Source organism: Burkholderia sp. MSMB1072 (assembly GCF_001524725.1).
Taxonomy (GTDB): Bacteria; Pseudomonadota; Gammaproteobacteria; order Burkholderiales; family Burkholderiaceae; genus Burkholderia.
This window is the reverse complement of the sequence record NZ_LOYC01000035.1, coordinates 37512-52915: the sequence shown is the minus strand read 5'-3', so window position 1 is coordinate 52915 and position 15404 is coordinate 37512. Positions and strand designations below refer to the sequence as shown.

The window sequence follows — 15404 nt, the reverse complement described above, 5'->3', positions numbered from 1 at the left end:
CTCCCCCGGCGCCGCAACGCGCCGGTCACGCACAACGACACACAGGACTGGAGACACCATGACATATCGCCCCCTTCGCGCCGCCGCCCGGCTCGCCACGGCCGCCGCCGTCGCCTTCGCGTCGCTCGGCACGACGGCGCCCGCCGATGCCGGCACGCTGACGATCAACATCGCGTTCAAGGGCGCGAGCCAGCGCGCCGTGTGGCAGTCGACGATCGAAGCGTTCCACAAGGCGCATCCCGACATCGACGTGAAGCCGACCTTCGTCGACGAGGAAGCGTACAAGGTACAGCTCCCCGCGTGGCTCACGACCGTCGCGCCGGACGTCGTGAACTGGCACGCGGGCGAGCGGATGGCGTACTACGCGAAGCGCGGGCTGTTCGAGGACCTGAGCGGCGACTGGACGAAGAACGGCTGGGATGCGATGTACGCGTCGACGCGCAGCGCATCGTCGTACAACGGCAAGCAGTACGCGGCGCCGACCGTCTATTACTCGTGGGGGCTGTTCTACCGCAAGGACCTGTTCCGCAAGGTCGGCATCGCCGACGAACCGAAGACGTGGGACCAGTTTCTCGATGCGTGCAAGAAGCTGAAGGCCGCGGGCATCACGCCGGTGGCGATCGGCGGCCGCGATGCGTGGACGCTCGCCGGCTGGTTCGATTATCTCGACCTGCGGCTGAACGGCAACGCGTTCCACCAGCAACTGATGGCCGGCGACGTGCCGTACACCGACCCGCGCGTGAAGAAGGTCTACACGACGTGGAAATCGCTGATCGATGCCGGTTACTTCATCGACAACGCGCTGTCCTACGATCTCGACGGCGCGCAGCCGTTCCTGTTCCAGGGCAAGGCCGCGATGATGCTGATGGGCACCTTCATCGCGGCGGGTTTCCCGCCGAACGTCAAGCAGGAAATGGGCTACTACCGCTTCCCGATCATCGACCCGAAGGTGCCGACCGCGGAGGACGGCCCGGTCGAATCGCTGCATATCCCGACCAAGGCGAAGAACAAGGCCGACGCGCACACGTTCCTCGCGTTCGTCGAAACGCCGGAGATCGGCGCGAAGCTGGCCGAAGGGCTCGGCTCGCTGTCGGCCAACAGCAAGTCGCCGGAGCCGGCCGATCCGATCTCGCGCATCGGCTTCCGGATCCTCGCCGACACGAAGGGCGGCGTCGCGCAGTTCTACGATCGCGACATGACCAAGGAAATGGCCGACGAAGGGATGAAGGGCATGCAGCAGTTCCTCGCGAATCCCGCGCAGCTCGATACGGTGCTCGCGCAGCTCGAACAGACCCGCAAGCGAATCTACAAGAAGTGACCGCGTGACCCAACCGGCGGCCGCGCGCCGCCGTGTCCGTTCAGGAGGCTTGCCGTGTCCAGTCCGATCGCGTCCCCCCCGCCCGCCGGCACCGCGCCGCCGCGCGGCCCATCCGCCACCACGCTGCCCGCGCGCCGCCCGTCGCCCGCCGTGCGGCGGCAACGGCGCGCCGCGTGGCTCTTTCTCGCGCCGGCCTGCGCGATGGTAGCCGTCTATGTGATCTGGCCGATCCTGTCGACGCTGTGGCTGAGCCTGTACAACTGGGACGGGATGACCGAACGCACCTTCGTCGGTCTCGCGAACTATGCGGAGCTGCTGCACGCGCCGACGTTCTACACGGCGCTGCGCAACAACGTGATCTGGCTCGCGCTGTTCATGCTCGCGCCGCCGCTCGGCCTCGCGCTCGCGCTGTACCTGAACCAGGCGGTCGGCGGCATCCGGCTCGTGAAATCGCTGTTCTTCGCGCCGTTCGTGCTGTCGGGCGTGGTCGTCGGGCTGATCTTCTCGTGGTTCTACGATCCGACCTTCGGGCTGCTCGCGCTGCTCGCCGGGCATGGCATCCCGGTGCTCGGCGACGCGCGCTATGCGACGTTCGGGATCGTGTTCGCCGCGCTGTGGCCGCAAACGGCGTACTGCATGATCCTGTACCTGACCGGGCTCACGTCGGTCAACCCGGAACAGATCGAGGCCGCGCGGATGGAAGGCGCGCGCGGATTCGCGCTGCTGTGGCACGTCGTGCTGCCGCAACTGCGGCCGACCACCTTCATGGCGATCGTCGTCACGGTGATCGGCGCGCTGCGCAGCTTCGACCTGATCTCGGTGATGACGGGCGGCGGCCCGTTCGAAAGCTCGACCGTGCTCGCGTATTACATGTACGACCAGGCGATCAAGTACTACCGGCTCGGCTATTCCGCGTCGATCGCGGTCGTGCTGTTCGCGATCATGCTCGTCTACATCGTGTTCCAGTTGCGCCGCATGCTGCGCAACGAGCAGTGACCTTTCGGGAGTGCGCTCATCATGTTTCCGACACCCGTTGCCCACTGGAAGCCGGTATCGCGCCGGCTGTACAAGCTGTCGCTGCCCGTCGCGCTGCTCGTCTGGCTGCTGCCGATGATCGCGGTGTTCGTCACGTCGGTGCGCTCGACCGAGGAACTCGTCGAAGGTCATTACTGGGACTGGCCGCGCCGCTTCGCGATGATCGAGAACTATCGCGACGCGCTGACCACGTCGCCGATGCTGCATTACTTCTGGAACAGCGTGCAGATCACCGTGCCGTCGGTCATCGGCTCGATCGCGCTCGCGGCGATGGCCGGCTTCGCGCTCGCCACCTATCGGTTTCGCGGCAATACCGCGCTGTTCGGCACGTTCGTCGCCGGCAATTTCGTGCCGGTGCAGGTGTTGATGATTCCGGTGCGCGACCTGTCGCTGCGGCTCGGCGTGTTCAATACCGTCGAAGCGCTGATTCTGTTTCACGTCGCGTTCCAGACGGGCTTCTGCACGCTGTTCCTGCGCAACTTCATCAAGCAGTTGCCGTTCGAGCTGATCGAGGCGGCGCGCATCGAAGGCGCGGGCGAATGGACGGTGTTCTGGCGAATCGTGCTGCCGTTGATCCGGCCGGCGCTGGCCGCACTCGCGATTCTCGTGTTCACGTTCGTGTGGAACGATTACTTCTGGGCGCTGTGCCTCACGCAAGGCGACGAGGCGGCGCCGATCACGGCGGGTGTCGCGGCGCTGAAGGGGCAATGGACGACGTCGTGGAATCTCGTATCGGCCGGGTCGATTCTCGCCGCGCTGCCGTCGGTCGCGATGTTCTTCGCGATGCAGAAGCATTTCGTCGCGGGGCTCACGTTCGGCGCGACGAAAGGCTGAACGCGCGCCGGCTGCGTCTTCGTATCTCCCCCTCCGCATCGTGAGGTTGCCCGCTTCGGCGGGCTTTTTTTTGCGGATTCTGTTGCGGATTCGGGTAGGGTCCCCTGGCGAACCTGGCCCGCCGTCCAGGCTTCAACGCCATCGACCGATTACACTCGTCGCTCGCCGGGGGTTCGACGCGCGTGGGCGTCAGGGCACGACTTTGCCCGACATCGATTCAACTAGGCATACTTGTCGCCGACCGTACTGCGAATCGGATGGGTGTCGTACACGATGATCATCCGTTCGATGAGCCCCGCCGTGTCGAACTCGAACACGTCGACGCACTCGAAGCGCGCCACCGAACCGTCTTTCAGGCCCCAGTCGTAGATGAAGTAACCTGTCGCACGTCGAGCCCCGCTCGTGCTGACGCAGATATCGATCGGTGTAATCCTGCTTTCTCCCGATGCGGCAGCGACCTTCGAAAAGAAGGGCTCGGGGTGCATCCAGCCGAGAAATGGCGAGAAAATCCGCGCGTCCGGCGTAAATAGCGCGCAAATGGCGCAGACGTCGCCTCGCTCCAGTTCCCGAAGGTAAGCGCGAACCTGTTCCGTGTAGAGTGATTCCGACGTTGAGCCCAAAATTATCCTCCGATCATTCGTCGACGACCCCGTTCATTCGCGAGAACAGGGCATCCGGTAGACGCACGATAGCGACGCACCGATGACCGAACAATCGAAAAATTTGCAACCCGGGTATGCGGCGCATGCATATCCGCTGGCCGATCTGACGCGCCCGCTCCCGCCGCTGGCGGCGATTCAGTCGTTCGTCGCCGCGGCGCAGCTGGGCAGCGTCAGCAAGGCCGCGGATCATCTATGCCGCACGCAAGGCGCAGTGAGCCGCCAGATACAGCAGCTGGAAACGCATTACCGATGCGCACTGTTCGTGCGCCATGTATCGGGGCTGACGTTGACGCCGGAAGGCAATGCACTGCTGACGGTCGCGGTCGACGTGCTCGCGCGATTGGTCAGGCATGCGGATGCCCATGCACGGGCGACCTCGGTTCTCACGTTGAAGTTGCCGTCCACGTTCGCCGTTCGCTGGTTGCTCCCACGGCTGCCGGACATTCATCGCGCGATGAGCGGGACGGAGCTGCGTCTCTCGACATCCGCGGACGACACGCCGGATTTCGCCACGTCCGACGTCGACGCCATCATCGTGCGGGGCACGGGGCAGTGGACCGGTATGGACGCGGTACCGCTGTTTCCCGAGCGGCTCACGCCAATGTGCGCGCCCGCATTGGCGACATCGCTGCGATCCGTTGCCGACCTCGCGCATGTCGATTTGCTCCATCCCGGGCCCAGCCGCGCAGAGTGGCGATGCTGGCTCGATCACGTGGGGGCACGCCAGATCGATGCGGGACGCGGGCTCGTATTCGATACCCTCGAATTGACGCTCGCGGCATCGACGGAAGGACACGGCATTGCAATCGGCGACCCGCGAATGGCGCGAGACCGACTCCGTGCCGGATCGCTCGTGACACCGTTCGAGGATGTGGCTGAAGACGGCCTTTCCTACTTCCTCGTCTATCCGCCCCAACGGGCGGCACAACCGAAAATTCGAGCCCTCGCCGATATCCTGCTACGACTGGCGCGAGAAGATTGATTGACAGGCGAGCATCCGATACGTGGCTCGGAGCCGATCTTCAAATGGCGCCCCCAACCTGCCGACGAATGACGGGCCCGGTCAGAGATCGCCGCGTACTTCACCGGTTCCCAGCGCGCTGCGCTGCCGGTTGACTTCCGCCCACAGCGCATCGCTGTCGTCTTCGCGCAGCACGACCATGCAGTCCAGTTGATCATCGGTTATGCCGAAGTACTCCAGAATTTCCCGCCGGACCCCCTCGATGAACTCCGCGTATTCCGGCGTTGCCTGCGCCTGCGCGTGCAGGGCGTCGTATTCCGCATCGTCCACGCCGCCGCCGTGCTCGTCGATATAGCGCGAGATCCACTGGTCTCGTTCGTGGTCGTAATCGGCCTCGGCGCGCATCGCTTGCACAGCCGTGTAGAAATCCAGTTGGGCAAATGCGGCAATCGCCGCCGTTGTCGCCTCGTCGAATGTCGTCGTCATTCCATCTCTCACTTCAGTCATCGCCCATCATGGGTCACGCGGGGAAGCCGCTATCGCACGCGGTTTCAGGTCGCGAGCGAGAAAACCGGCAGCGCGGTTCCGAACCGCCCGTATGCGTTCACTGCATCGGACGGTTCGATCGTATCGGGCACGTTGAAAGGGAAGGGTTCAGTCTATCGGGACGGTTTGCCAGGTTTGCCACGCCCGCCGGCAGATTTGCCCGCAGCCTTCCCCGCGGGCGGCTTGGCCGCCGGTTTGCTGCGCGGCTTCTGCACGCTGAACGGGCTGCCGATGGTGTAGTCGGGACCCTTGCCGGCACCCGTGGCCGTCGCATGCTGCGCCCCGGACTTGCGCTTGCCTTCGCCGCCCTGCGTATGCGGCTTCTTGCCCGGCCCCGGTTTGGCGACCGGCACGGCTTGCTGCACCTTGGGCTTCTTCGGCTTTTTCGGCTTCTTGACGATCTGACCCGTCGCGCTGGTTTCCGGCACGCGGTGTTCGGCTTCGAAACCCGGCTCTTCTTCCCGACGCAGCGTCTGCCGGATCAGCGCTTCGATCGCGGCCAATTGCGGCGCTTCATCGGCGCACACGAGCGATACCGCGACACCGCTGGCGCCCGCACGGCCGGTACGGCCGATACGGTGCACGTAGTCTTGCGCGACGATCGGCAGATCGACGTTGATCACCAGCGGCAGATCGTCGATATCCAGCCCGCGCGCCGCCACGTCGGTGGCGACCAGCATCTGCACTTCACCCGTCTTGAAACGCTCCAGCGCGCGCAAACGTGCGGGTTGCGGCTTGTCGCCGTGGATCGTATCGACTGCGTAGCCCGCTTTCTCCAGCATGAGCGCCAGATAATCGACGCCATTGCGGGTCTTGACGAATACCAGCGCATGCTCCCACTTGTTTTGGGCCACCAGGTGCATGAAGAGATCCGGCTTGTTCCGCTTGTCGACCGGCACCACCCATTGCTTGATCTTGCTCGCCGTGGCGTTGGGCGGGCTGACGCTGATGTCGACCGGGCTGCGCAGAATGCCCGCCGCCATCGTGCGGATCTCGTCGGAGAACGTGGCCGAGAACAGCAGCGTCTGGCGCTTGGCGGGCAACGCGGCAAAGACCGCGTCGAGTTCGCGCGCGAAGCCGAGATCCAGCATGCGGTCGGCTTCGTCCAGCACCAGCGTCTGCACCTGATCGAACTGCACGGCGTTCTGGCGATGGAGGTCGAGCAAGCGGCCCGGCGTGGCAACGAGCACGTCCACGCCCTTGCGCAGCTTCATCATCTGAGGATTGATGCTCACGCCGCCGTACGCGGCCAGAAATCGCAGATCGAGCCCTTTGCCGTACGCAACGAAGCTCTGCAGCACCTGTTCGGCCAGTTCTCGCGTGGGCACCAGCACCAGCACGCGCGCACGGTTGCTGGACACCGCCGGGCCGTGTTGCACCAGCCGTTGCAACAGCGGCAGCGCAAAGCCGGCCGTCTTGCCGGTGCCGGTCTGCGCGGCGGCCATGACGTCCTTGCCGCCGAGCACGGCGGGAATCGCCTTGGCCTGCACCGGCGTGGGTGTCTGGTAATTGAGGCTCTGCACATTGCGCAGCAACGGCTCGATCAGGCCAAGCGAGGCAAAAGACATGGACGTATTCCGGGCGAAAACCACAATTCTAGCGGTTACCGTCCCGGTTGCGCCCCACCCGCGCCGCCGCGCAACCGCATGTCCACCGCCCCGCGTCGGGACCGTGTCGAGCGACCGGATCGCGTCGACGAGCACACTGCACCAGCGCGCCTCGTCCTGGCGGATATGGGCGGCTCGGCCGGCCCCCATTCGCTGACGCAACCCGAACTCGCGACGACACTCCGCGACAACAAGCTCGATGCGCTGGAAGCCGCGCAGCCCGACCTGATTGTCATCGCCAACGTCGGCTGCCAGACTCGTCTGAACGGCGCGGGCCGCACGCCCGCGCGTCACTGGATCGAGCTCGCCGACAACCGGCTGGTCGACTGACCGGCGATTCCGGAGGAAAGCCATGCAAACGAAACCCGAACTCGAACTGGCCGATGCCGAGCGCATGCTCGCCGCTGCCCGCGAGGAAGCGGAACGCCACGGCTGGGCCGTGTCGATCGCCGTCGTCGACGATGGCGGGCACCTGCTCGCGTTCGCGCGGCTGAACGGCGCATCGCCGGCCAGCAGCTACCTTGCGCAGGACAAGGCGCGTGCGGCGGCGCTCGGCCGTCGCGACACGAAGGCGTATGAGGATATGATCAACGGTGGCCGCACCGCGTTTCTGAGCGCGCCGCTGACGGGATTGCTCGAAGGCGGCGTGCCGGTTACGGTCGGCGGCCGGATAACGGGCGCGATCGGCGTGTCTGGCGTAAAGTCCGAACAGGACGCGCAGATCGCCCGCGCCGGCACACGCAGCGTCGCGGAATAACCAGCCAAGCCGCGCACGCGTTTTTCATTCCCCGGGAGGATTCACGATGATCGACCAAGCAGGACTGCAAGTCGCGCCAGCGCTGAGCCAGTTCATTGAAAACGAAGCGCTGCCGGGCACCGGCATCGACAAGGCCGCGTTCTGGAGCGGTTTCTCGGCCCTGGTGCACGATCTCGCGCCGCGCAACCGCGAGCTGCTCGCCGAGCGCGACCGCCTGCAGCAGGAACTCGACGCGTGGCATCGCGCGCACCCCGGCCCGGTACGCGACCATGCCGCGTATCGCGCATTCCTCGAACGAATCGGCTATCTCGTGCCGGTCCCGTCGAACGTCGCGGCAGCCACCGCGAACGTCGACAGCGAGATCGCCACGCAGGCCGGCCCGCAGCTCGTCGTGCCGCTGTCGAACGCGCGCTATGCGCTGAACGCCGCGAACGCGCGCTGGGGCAGCCTGTACGACGCGCTGTACGGCACCGATGCACTGCCGGAAGACGGCGGCGCCGAACGCACGTCGGCCTACAACCCGACGCGCGGCCAGCGCGTGATCGACTACGCGCGCGGCGTGCTCGACAACGCCGCGCCGCTCGCGAGCGGCTCGCACCGCGACGCACTGCGCTACCGCGTGCAGGACGGCCAGCTTGCGGTCGAAACCGGCAAGGGCGTCGTGCATCTCGCGCAGCCCGCGCAGTTCGTCGGCTACCAGGGTGCGGCCGACGCGCCGTCCGCGATCCTGCTGAAGCACAACGGCCTGCACCTCGAGATCCAGATCGATGCGTCGACACCGATCGGTCGCGCCGATCTCGCGAACGTGAAGGACGTCGTGCTCGAAGCCGCGGTCAGCACGATCATCGACTGCGAGGATTCGGTCGCGGCGGTCGACGCCGACGACAAGGTCCAGCTCTACCGCAACTGGCTCGGCCTGATGCAGGGCACGCTCGCCGAGGAAGTCGCGAAGGGCGGCAAGCTCTTCACGCGCCGCCTGAACGCCGATCGCGAGTACACGACGCCGGCCGGCGGCACGCTGTCGCTGCACGGCCGCTCGCTGCTGTTCGTGCGCAACGTCGGCCACCTGATGACCAACGGCGCGGTGCTCGACCGCGACGGCAACGAGATTCCGGAAGGGATTCTCGACGGTGTCGTCACGACGCTGTGCGCGCTGCACGACCTGAAGGCCAAACGCAATTCGCGCACGGGCTCGATCTACATCGTGAAGCCGAAAATGCACGGCCCGGCCGAAGTCGCGTTCGCCGACACGCTGTTCGCGCGCATCGAGGATCTGTACGGCCTGCCGCGCAACACGCTGAAGATGGGCATCATGGACGAGGAGCGCCGCACCAGCGTGAACCTCGCCGCGTGTATCGCCGCGGCCGCCGCGCGCGTCGCGTTCATCAACACCGGCTTCCTCGACCGCACCGGCGACGAGATGCACACCGCGATGGAGGCGGGCCCGATGATCCGCAAGGGCGACATGAAATCGTCGGCGTGGATCCAGTCGTACGAGCGCAACAACGTGCTCGCGGGCCTGTCGGCCGGCCTGCGCGGCCGCGCGCAGATCGGCAAGGGCATGTGGGCGATGCCGGACCTGATGCACGCGATGCTCGAGCAGAAGATCGCGCATCCGCGCGCCGGCGCGAACACCGCGTGGGTGCCGTCGCCGACCGCCGCGACGCTGCACGCGCTGCACTACCACCTCGTCGACGTGCAGGCCGTCCAGCAGGAACTCGAGAAGACGCCGTACGCGAGCGAGCGCGACGCGCTGCTCGAAGGGCTGCTGACGGTGCCGGTCGTCGAGCGCGCCGCGTGGAGCGAAGCCGAGATCCTGAGCGAGGTCGAGAACAACGCGCAGGGCATCCTCGGCTACGTCGTGCGCTGGGTCGAACAGGGCGTCGGCTGCTCGAAGGTGCCGGATATCCACGACGTCGGCCTGATGGAAGATCGCGCGACGCTGCGCATTTCGAGCCAGCACATCGCGAACTGGCTGCGCCACGGCGTGATCACCGAGGCGTTCGTGCTCGACGTGTTCAAGCGGATGGCCCGCGTCGTCGATCAGCAGAACGCCGGCGACCCGAACTACCGCCCGATGGCGCCCGGCTACGACCAGTCGACCGCGTTCCAGGCCGCGTGCGCGCTCGCGCTGCAAGGTACGTCGCAGCCGAGCGGCTATACCGAGCCGCTGCTGCACCGGTTCCGGCTCGCGTTCAAGGCGCAACAGCACGGCGCATGATCCTGCGCATGCGGGCGCTCCCGCATGCCGGGCGCCGGCTGCACGCCGGTCTTGCGAAACGGGCAGCCTCGCGGCTGCCCGTTTTCATATTCGCGTTCACCCGACCGTCGAAACCGATAATGGGCGCCTGTCGCGCACTTTCGTGGACGATGCCGCCGGCCGTTAATCCGCCGGTATCCGCAACCGTTTGCCGCGCGACCTGTCCCGCCGCCCCGCAAAGCCTTGCGCCGCAACGCTCCGCCCGATATCGGCAAGCGCCGGATTACGCCGTAATTTGACCCTGATCAACAGGTTGCGACATTTTCCGCGCACGCAAACACGCGCGTTATACTCCGTGGCATTCGCATCGCGCGATTCGTCGGACCGTCGAATTGCAGCAGACGTTACCTGTGAATACAGGCTTCATCGGTTTATCCGGCCGCGATTGCCGATAATCGGTACCCGTTTTCTCCGCTGAACGCAACGCATCCACGGGAAGGGCTGCGCACCGGATCGCCACCGGTAGTCATACGAACAATCGCATCGGCCCGCCGCGCGGCGACGATGCCCCCGATCCACGGACCATGGCAGAAACCGACTACGCAATGCCCAGCGAATCCGGCCTGACGAGTCGTGTCGCCGCTCATCTGCGCCGGTTCCTGCTGCCACACCTGATTTTCTATACGGGGCTGCTGATCGCGCTGATCCTGCTGCTCCTGTGCGGAATCGTGCTGTACGAAGGCCGGATCGACGCGCGCGACCGCTCGCGCAGCATGCAACAGAACCTCGCGCTGATGGCGTCGTGGGACATCGAACGCAACATCGAGATCTATTCGCTTTCGCTGCAGGCCGTCGTCGAAGGCATGAACGACCCCGCGGTCGTCGCATTGCCGATGCCGATGCGCCGCCAGGTGCTGTTCGACCGCGCGACGACGGCCAAGTACCTCGGCGGCATCTACGTGCTCGACGCGAAAGGCGACATCGCGGTCGACGGCAAGAGCGACGTGCCGCGCAAGGCCAACTTCGGCAACGAGCCGTACTTCACCGTGCACCGCGACCGGCCCGACGTCGGCCTGTATGTCAGCGATCCGTATCATTCGCGGCTGCGCGGCGGCTCGCCGAGCATCGCGCTCAGCCGACGCATTACGCGGCCCGACGGCTCGTTCGGCGGCGTCGCCGTGATGTCGATCCGGCTCGAATATTTCCAGAACCTGTTCTCGCGCCTGTCGCTCGGCGATCGCGGCTCGGTCGCGCTGATCAACACGGACGGCAAGATGGTCGCGCGCGAGCCGTACGACCCCAAAATCGTCGGCCGCGACATCAGCCGCGCGAGCACGTTCCGGCACTTCATGACCGCCAGCGAAGGCAGCTTCGCCGATACCGCGTCGATCGACGGCGTGCGGCGCCTGTACGTGTTCCGGCACCTCGAACACCTGCCGCTCATCGTCATGGTCGCGCGCTCGGAAGCGGACACCTACGCCGCATGGTACGACCGTGCGATCCCGATCGGCTCCGCGATGGCCGCGCTCGCGATCGGCTTCGTCGGCCTGTCGCTGCTGCTCGACGTGCAATTGCGCAAGCGTCATCGCGCGGAAACCGAGCTGCAGGCGCTCGCGCGCACCGACGGTCTGACGGGCCTCGACAACCGCCGGATGCTCGACGTCACGCTCGCGCGCGAATGGCGCCGCGCCGCGCGCTCGCAACATGCGCTGTCGCTGCTGTTCATCGACGTCGACGACTTCAAGCGCTACAACGACACGCAGGGCCACCAGGCCGGCGACGACGCGCTCGCCGCGGTCGGCCACTGCGTCGCCGGCTGCCTGCGCCGCCCGGCCGACTATGCGGCGCGCTACGGCGGCGAGGAATTCGTCGTGGTGCTGCCGGACATCGACACGGCCGGCGCGGTAACGATCGCCGAAACGATCCGCACGGGCATCATCGATCTCGGCATCCGGCACGACGCCGGCACGGTCGGCCGGCTGACGGTGAGCATCGGCGTGACGACCAGCTATCCCGAACGCGACGACAACATCCAGGCTGCGCTCAAGCGTGCCGACGATGCGCTGTATCGGGCGAAGGAAGGCGGGCGCAATCGCGTCGTCGTGCAGGCGGCCACGCTGGCCGACGATCTCGAATCGCGGCGGGCCTGAGCGTCCAGGCAGCGGGGGCGGCCGCCGTCCGCATGCAAAATCGTCGACAATACCGGCTCGATACGCCGCCGCGCGGCCGCGCGGCTGATGCACCCGGCCCGCGGCGCCTGGCCGGCCGCGCCTAGCCGGCCGCGCCGCTTCGCACCACCATGAGACTCAAGGCAAAGATCTTCCTTCTGGCCATCGTGCCGTTCCTGCTCGCGATCGCCGGCATCGGCTTCGGCGTGCGCCAGCAGGCGACGTCGCTCGCGCGCACCCAGCATGCGACGATCCAGGCCGCGTACCTGTCGAGCAAGGAAGTCGAACTGAAACACTACGTCGAGCTCGCGACCAGCGCGATCATGCCGCTCTACGACGCGAGCGGCCGCAACGCGCGCGACGACGCGCTGCTGCGCACGCAGGCGCTCGCGATGCTGCAGAAGATGGATTTCGGCCCCGACGGCTATTTCTTCGTCTACGACCTGCACGGCAATTCGCTGATGCATCCGCGCGAGCCCGAGCGCGTCGGCCACAACTTCTGGTCGATGCGCGATCCGCAAGGCGCGCTGACCATCCAGAAGCTGATCGGCGCGGCCTCGCAGGGCGGCGGCTACGTGCGCTACGCATGGCAGCGGCCGTCGACGGGCCGCGTCGCGCCGAAGCTCGGCTACGTCGTCGCGCTCGAGCGCTGGGGCTGGATGGTCGGCACCGGCATCTATCTCGACGACGTCGACACCGCACTGCAGCGCATCGACGCGCGCGCGTCCGCGAACATCGAGCGCACGATGAGCTGGCTCACCGCGATCGCGCTCACCGGCGCGGCGGCGATCGCCGTGTGCGCGCTGGTGCTGAACGTCAGCGAGTCGCGCAGCGCCGATGCGAAGCTCAAGCTGCTCGCGCAGCGCGTCGTCGAATCGCAGGAGCAGGAGCGCGCGCGGCTGTCGCGCGAACTGCACGACGGGATCAGCCAGATGATGGTGTCCGCGAAGCTGATGCTCGAATCCGCGCTCGCGCGCTTCGAGCGCGGCACGTCGCGCATGCCCGAAGCCGAGCAGGCGCTCGCGTCGGGCGTCGGGCGGCTCGGCGACACGCTGCGCGAAGTCCGGCGCATCTCGCATGCGCTGCGGCCGTCGATGCTCGACGATCTCGGCCTCGCGGCCGCGCTCGAGCAACTCGTACGCGAGCTGGGCGCCGAAAGCGGCATCGACATCGGCTATACGCAGGTCGCGCACAGCGGCACGCGGCCGCTGCCCGAAGCCGTCAACACCGCGCTGTTCCGGATCGCGCAGGAAGCGCTGAGCAACATCGTGCATCATGCGCGGGCGTCGCGCGCGGCCGTCACGCTCGACGTCGGCGCGCAAACCGTCACGCTGACGATCGCCGACAACGGCTGCGGCTTCGACGCCGAACGCTCGCAGGCCGACGCGCGCCGCGGTATCGGCCTGCGCAACATGCGCGAGCGCCTCGACGCGCTCGGCGGCACGTTGTCGATCACGTCGCAGGTCGGCCATACCGTCGTGGCCGCACGTGTGCCGCTGCAGCGCGCCGCCGCCTGAGCACGCGCCCCCCAACCGGAGACCTTTGCCCATGAGCGCCCCCGATACCGCCCGTCCCGCCGCCCGACTGCTGCTCGTCGACGATCACCCGCTCGTGCGCGACGGCTTGCGGATGCGGCTCGAAGCGGCCGACCTGTCGGTGGTCGGCGAGGCCGGCAACGCGGACGAGGCGCTCGCGCTGGCCGCGTCGCTCGAACCCGATCTCGCGCTGATGGACGTCGGCATGAACGGCATGAACGGCATCACGCTCGCCGGCGTGTTCCACGAGCGTTTTCCGGGCATTCGCGTGCTGATGCTGTCGATGCACGACAACATCGAGTACGTGACGCAGGCGGTGCGCGCCGGCGCGAGCGGCTATCTGCTGAAGGATTCGCCCGCGAGCGAGATCGTCCGCGCGATCGGCGCGGTGCTGGCCGGGCAGACGTTCTTCAGCGAAGGGCTGGCCGCGCGGATGATCCAGGCCAGCGCGACCGCGTCGCCGCTGGATCGATTGACGCCGCGCGAACGCGACATCCTCGACGCGCTGGCCGAAGGGCTGTCGAGCAAGCAGATCGCGCAACAGACGGGGCTGTCGGTGCGCACGGTCGAGACGCACCGGCTCAACCTGAAACGCAAGCTGGAGATCGAAGGGCAGGCCGAGTTGATCAAGTTCGCGGTCGAGCATCGGCGGCGGTAGGCGCGCCTGTCGAGCCGATCCGCCGCGAAAGGCGCGACCGATCACATCATCGCGGCGCCGGAAACGGATCGCGCCGCGTTCGTCGAAGCGGTGGTCGACGATTGCGTGCGGATGCCCGGCGTCGGCGCATAACGCGCAGTCGACGCGCCGCGATGAAAAAAGGGCGCCCTCTGGGCGCCCTTCGTGCCTCCGGACCGCGGCGTTGCAGCAGCCGTCAGTTCGTCCGCGAATTGTGCTTCTGCAGATACGCGATCAGCCCGTCGATCCCGCCCGTCGCGATCTGGCTCTTGAACTGGCCCTGGTAGACCTGGATCAGCCACGCACCCGACATGTCGATGTCGTAGATCTTCCAGTCGTTGCCGACCTTGCCCAGACGATAGCCGACCGACTGGCTGTCGCCCGGCGTCGTGACCGTCGACTGCACGAGCGCGTCGGCGCCCGACGCGCCGCCGGCCTTGAACGAGAACTTCGCGTCCTGGTTGCCGAGCTGCGCGAGCGACGCGGCGTAGGTGCGCGTCATCAGCAACCGGAACTGCTTGTACAGCTCCTGCTGCTGTTGCGGCGTGGCCTGCTTCCACGCGTCGCCGACCGCAATGCGGGTCGTGCGCTCGAAGTTCGTCACGGGCAGGAAACGCTGCTCGACGACTTGGGTGATTTTCGCCATGTCACCGCCGCGCGCGGCCGGATCGGCCTTCATCGCATTGACGGTGCCCTCGACCGCGGTGCGGACGACATCGACCGGCGCGCTCTGCGCGAAAGCGGAAACCGACACGGCGGCCGCCGCGACGAAAGCAAACAAATGACGTTTCATACGAATTTCGCACTCGATGGGAAAAAACGGCCGGCGCTTTGCATCGGCCGGTGGAGCAAAGTATACCGGGCCTGACGCCGCGGTGCCGCCCGGTGACCGACTGTTACCTTTCAGCGCCGTTTGTCACAGGCGGGCGAGCGAGTGTCGACGCACCGCCGCGCCGATTATGTAAATATCCCCATACAAATGAGCCGGTCGCGCGATCCGTTTGCCACGTCTGGAGCAAATATCCTTCCCGCCCCGAATCTCCACGACGTCACGACCGTCGCCACGCCGCGCCGGTATACTTGGCTACTTTGCCCTAGCCAGCCG

At 66.7% G+C, this 15404-nt stretch carries 13 protein-coding genes and 1 pseudogene; 10 read left to right on the top strand and 4 right to left on the bottom strand.

Going from position 1 to position 15404, the window contains the following annotated elements:
* The first annotated feature begins 58 nt into the window (after positions 1 to 58).
* Genes WS89_RS19050 through WS89_RS19040 form a run of 3 tightly spaced genes read left to right on the top strand, consistent with a single transcriptional unit; the run spans position 59 to position 3187 of the window.
* Positions 59 to 1318, top strand: coding sequence for an ABC transporter substrate-binding protein (locus WS89_RS19050; protein WP_059792668.1), 1260 nt, complete (start codon positions 59 to 61; stop codon positions 1316 to 1318).
* Between the two features lie 54 nt (positions 1319 to 1372).
* Positions 1373 to 2314, top strand: a complete 942-nt coding sequence (locus tag WS89_RS19045) for a carbohydrate ABC transporter permease (RefSeq protein WP_059499585.1) — start codon at positions 1373 to 1375, stop codon at positions 2312 to 2314.
* A 21-nt stretch (positions 2315 to 2335) separates the two neighbouring features.
* Positions 2336 to 3187 (top strand): carbohydrate ABC transporter permease, encoded by an 852-nt coding sequence (locus tag WS89_RS19040; protein ID WP_059792666.1) that lies wholly within the window; start codon positions 2336 to 2338, stop codon positions 3185 to 3187.
* Between the two features lie 221 nt (positions 3188 to 3408).
* Here WS89_RS19040 and WS89_RS19035 read toward each other — a convergent pair whose 3' ends face one another.
* Positions 3409 to 3807: a nuclear transport factor 2 family protein gene (locus WS89_RS19035; protein ID WP_179949875.1), complete on the bottom strand. Its 399-nt coding sequence runs from the start codon at positions 3805 to 3807 to the stop codon at positions 3409 to 3411.
* Between the two features lie 82 nt (positions 3808 to 3889).
* On the opposite strand from WS89_RS19035, the gene WS89_RS19030 reads away from it, so the two are divergent.
* On the top strand, positions 3890 to 4831 hold the full coding sequence (locus WS89_RS19030) for a LysR substrate-binding domain-containing protein (RefSeq protein WP_059792662.1): 942 nt from the start codon (positions 3890 to 3892) through the stop codon (positions 4829 to 4831).
* A gap of 81 nt (positions 4832 to 4912) precedes the next feature.
* Here the strand turns inward: WS89_RS19030 and WS89_RS19025 are convergent, their stop codons facing one another.
* Positions 4913 to 5296 (bottom strand): hypothetical protein, encoded by a 384-nt coding sequence (locus WS89_RS19025; protein ID WP_059792660.1) that lies wholly within the window; start codon positions 5294 to 5296, stop codon positions 4913 to 4915.
* Between the two features lie 173 nt (positions 5297 to 5469).
* Positions 5470 to 6924: a DEAD/DEAH box helicase gene (locus WS89_RS19020; RefSeq protein ID WP_059792658.1), complete on the bottom strand. Its 1455-nt coding sequence runs from the start codon at positions 6922 to 6924 to the stop codon at positions 5470 to 5472.
* Between the two features lie 171 nt (positions 6925 to 7095).
* Between WS89_RS19020 and glcF the strand changes: the two are divergent.
* The 6 genes and pseudogenes from glcF to WS89_RS18990 form a co-directional block, all read left to right on the top strand.
* A pseudogene (gene glcF, locus WS89_RS19015) lies at positions 7096 to 7293 on the top strand (glycolate oxidase subunit GlcF); the annotation flags it as partial.
* A gap of 22 nt (positions 7294 to 7315) precedes the next feature.
* Positions 7316 to 7720 (top strand): GlcG/HbpS family heme-binding protein, encoded by a 405-nt coding sequence (locus WS89_RS19010; protein WP_059499591.1) that lies wholly within the window; start codon positions 7316 to 7318, stop codon positions 7718 to 7720.
* A 46-nt stretch (positions 7721 to 7766) separates the two neighbouring features.
* On the top strand, positions 7767 to 9941 hold the full coding sequence (locus tag WS89_RS19005; protein WP_059792654.1) for a malate synthase G: 2175 nt from the start codon (positions 7767 to 7769) through the stop codon (positions 9939 to 9941).
* A gap of 563 nt (positions 9942 to 10504) precedes the next feature.
* Entirely contained in the window at positions 10505 to 12070 is a 1566-nt protein-coding gene (locus tag WS89_RS19000; RefSeq protein WP_059792652.1) for a sensor domain-containing diguanylate cyclase, read from the top strand.
* Positions 12071 to 12219: 149 nt separating this feature from the next.
* Positions 12220 to 13605, top strand: a complete 1386-nt coding sequence (locus WS89_RS18995; protein WP_059499594.1) for a cache domain-containing protein — start codon at positions 12220 to 12222, stop codon at positions 13603 to 13605.
* Positions 13606 to 13636: 31 nt separating this feature from the next.
* The gene (locus tag WS89_RS18990) at positions 13637 to 14281 is read left to right on the top strand and encodes a response regulator (protein WP_006485936.1); all 645 of its coding nucleotides are present in this window, start codon (positions 13637 to 13639) and stop codon (positions 14279 to 14281) included.
* 214 nt (positions 14282 to 14495) lie between these two features.
* Here the strand turns inward: WS89_RS18990 and WS89_RS18985 are convergent, their stop codons facing one another.
* Positions 14496 to 15092 (bottom strand): MlaC/ttg2D family ABC transporter substrate-binding protein, encoded by a 597-nt coding sequence (locus WS89_RS18985; protein ID WP_034205827.1) that lies wholly within the window; start codon positions 15090 to 15092, stop codon positions 14496 to 14498.
* Positions 15093 to 15404 lie beyond the last annotated feature (312 nt).

Bases quoted from the DNA above. Each gene is read 5' to 3' on its own strand.
- WS89_RS19025 (WP_059792660.1), bottom strand. From the start codon at position 5,296: ATGACGACGACATTCGACGAGGCGACAACGGCGGCGATTGCCGCATTT.
- WS89_RS18985 (WP_034205827.1), bottom strand. From the start codon at position 15,092: ATGAAACGTCATTTGTTTGCTTTCGTCGCGGCGGCCGCCGTGTCGGTT.
- WS89_RS18995 (WP_059499594.1), top strand. From the start codon at position 12,220: ATGAGACTCAAGGCAAAGATCTTCCTTCTGGCCATCGTGCCGTTCCTG.
- WS89_RS19005 (WP_059792654.1), top strand. From the start codon at position 7,767: ATGATCGACCAAGCAGGACTGCAAGTCGCGCCAGCGCTGAGCCAGTTC.
- WS89_RS18990 (WP_006485936.1), top strand. From the start codon at position 13,637: ATGAGCGCCCCCGATACCGCCCGTCCCGCCGCCCGACTGCTGCTCGTC.
- WS89_RS19030 (WP_059792662.1), top strand. From the start codon at position 3,890: ATGACCGAACAATCGAAAAATTTGCAACCCGGGTATGCGGCGCATGCA.
- WS89_RS19040 (WP_059792666.1), top strand. From the start codon at position 2,336: ATGTTTCCGACACCCGTTGCCCACTGGAAGCCGGTATCGCGCCGGCTG.
- WS89_RS19020 (WP_059792658.1), bottom strand. From the start codon at position 6,924: ATGTCTTTTGCCTCGCTTGGCCTGATCGAGCCGTTGCTGCGCAATGTG.
- WS89_RS19050 (WP_059792668.1), top strand. From the start codon at position 59: ATGACATATCGCCCCCTTCGCGCCGCCGCCCGGCTCGCCACGGCCGCC.
- WS89_RS19000 (WP_059792652.1), top strand. From the start codon at position 10,505: ATGGCAGAAACCGACTACGCAATGCCCAGCGAATCCGGCCTGACGAGT.
- WS89_RS19010 (WP_059499591.1), top strand. From the start codon at position 7,316: ATGCAAACGAAACCCGAACTCGAACTGGCCGATGCCGAGCGCATGCTC.